The following is a 1605-nucleotide window of genomic DNA, read 5'->3' on the forward strand; positions in this document are numbered from 1 at the left end:
GAGGCCACTGAAAAAATAGGTCTCTTACTTTTAATGAAATGAAAACCGAGGAATCTCTCGTTAATTTGAGCGAGTTCCTCGGTTATTTTGTATTTATTAAGGCCATAATTCGTTTCATATTGACCACGAAGATGGTTGTTGCTGCCTGTAACTCCATGCTGAAAAGACCCGATGCTCTCGCGACATCAAAGCCATGTCTCTGTTTTAGTTCGGCATTCTTTGCTTCGATTTTATAGCGATGTCTGGCCATTTCTTTAAAATAAGGTGTTTCCTGAAATTTCTTCTGGAAAAGATGGTCGTCACTCTTAATGGCTATTGAATAAGTTTTAGACTTTGCCCCCTCCTTATAACATCCTTCCTTGGAAAGGCAACTCTTGCACTTCTCAATGTCAAAGTAATGAGTGACAACTTGATTCTTATTTTGATATTTTTTCCCTGTCCTTGCTTTGCGAACAGCCATGTGTCCTTCTGGACAGACAAATAGCCCTGCATCTTTATTAAATTCAAACGCATCCTCTTCTTTACGGTAACCTTTTGAAACAGAAGGATTCAGTTTTGAAACCAAATGAATCTTTTCTTTGCGCGCTAGTTGAATGTTGTCCTTTCCTGAATAAGCCGCATCACCAATAATAGTCTCGATGTCCAGACTATTTTCCTTTGTTTTGGCATATAATTCAGGTAAATATTTCCCATCGTTTTGTTCGCCAGAAGTGACCACACAAGCAGTAATAATCCGTTCATCCGTCATAGCGATATGACTTTTATATCCATAGAAAGAGCTGTCGGCTGTCTTATGTCCGAGCCTAGCCTCCTCCTTAACAGAAGCTTCCAAATGTTCTAAGTCGTCCTCGACAGCCTCTCTTAGGTAATTGAACTTTTGAGAAACAGCCGGTAGGGCTAAGAGTTCCTCGTGTTTTTCAACCACAGCCATTAACTCCTCTGTATAGGTCAACTCTGCTTTGAGGTTATCTTCTTGAGGTTTCTTTGGAAATTCTATTTTGATATCTTCTGAATGTTGATAAATTGTTTTACGTAAAGCTTTTGAACGCTCTCTAAGAATTTCTTGGGGTTTCTTATGATTATAATGAGCTTTGGTGTGAGTGGCATCCACAATGAGAATCTTACTCTTAATCAAGTTGTGTTCGAGTGCAATTTGAACAGACTTCTGAATCAATACATCAAGCAGTTTGTCATCTTTAATTCTTAGCTTTCTAAATTTTGTCAGAGAGGATGGCTCGATAACAGAATCTTCAGGAGCTAGACCAAGAAAAAATTTAAAGGCCATATCTGACAAGGAACGTCCTACCACATCTACATCTGATAACTTATAAATATCTTTTAACAAGAGATATTTGAACATCATAATCGGTGAATAAGCTTTACGCCCAAAATCGGGACGATAATTCTTTTCTAGTTCATCATAAATAAAGCTAAAATCACAGAGTTCAGTTAGCTGACGTAAAAAGTGGGTTTTAGGAACTACGATATCATACAAACTAGAATAAGGACTGACATCCATAGTTAACTGATTATCAAGCATTATTTCACCTCATCTCTAGTATAACAAAAAAGCCATCAAGTTGATGACTTTTTCAGTAGACTCGA

Annotated in this window: 1 protein-coding gene; it reads right to left on the reverse strand. The window is 37.6% G+C overall.

The window, feature by feature from the left end; genetic code table 11:
- Positions 1–82 precede the first annotated feature (82 nt).
- Positions 83–1540: an IS1182 family transposase gene (locus tag OCF96_RS09820; protein WP_084927090.1), complete on the reverse strand. Its 1458-nt coding sequence runs from the start codon at positions 1538–1540 to the stop codon at positions 83–85.
- Between the last annotated feature and the right edge of the window lie 65 nt (positions 1541–1605).

This window comes from Streptococcus mitis, from assembly GCF_946190065.1.
Classification (GTDB): domain Bacteria; phylum Bacillota; class Bacilli; order Lactobacillales; family Streptococcaceae; genus Streptococcus; species Streptococcus mitis_DE.

What these genes read in the sequence shown, in the direction of transcription:
- OCF96_RS09820 (WP_084927090.1), bottom strand. Translation starts at nt 1,540, where the DNA reads ATGCTTGATAATCAGTTAACTATGGATGTCAGTCCTTATTCTAGTTTG.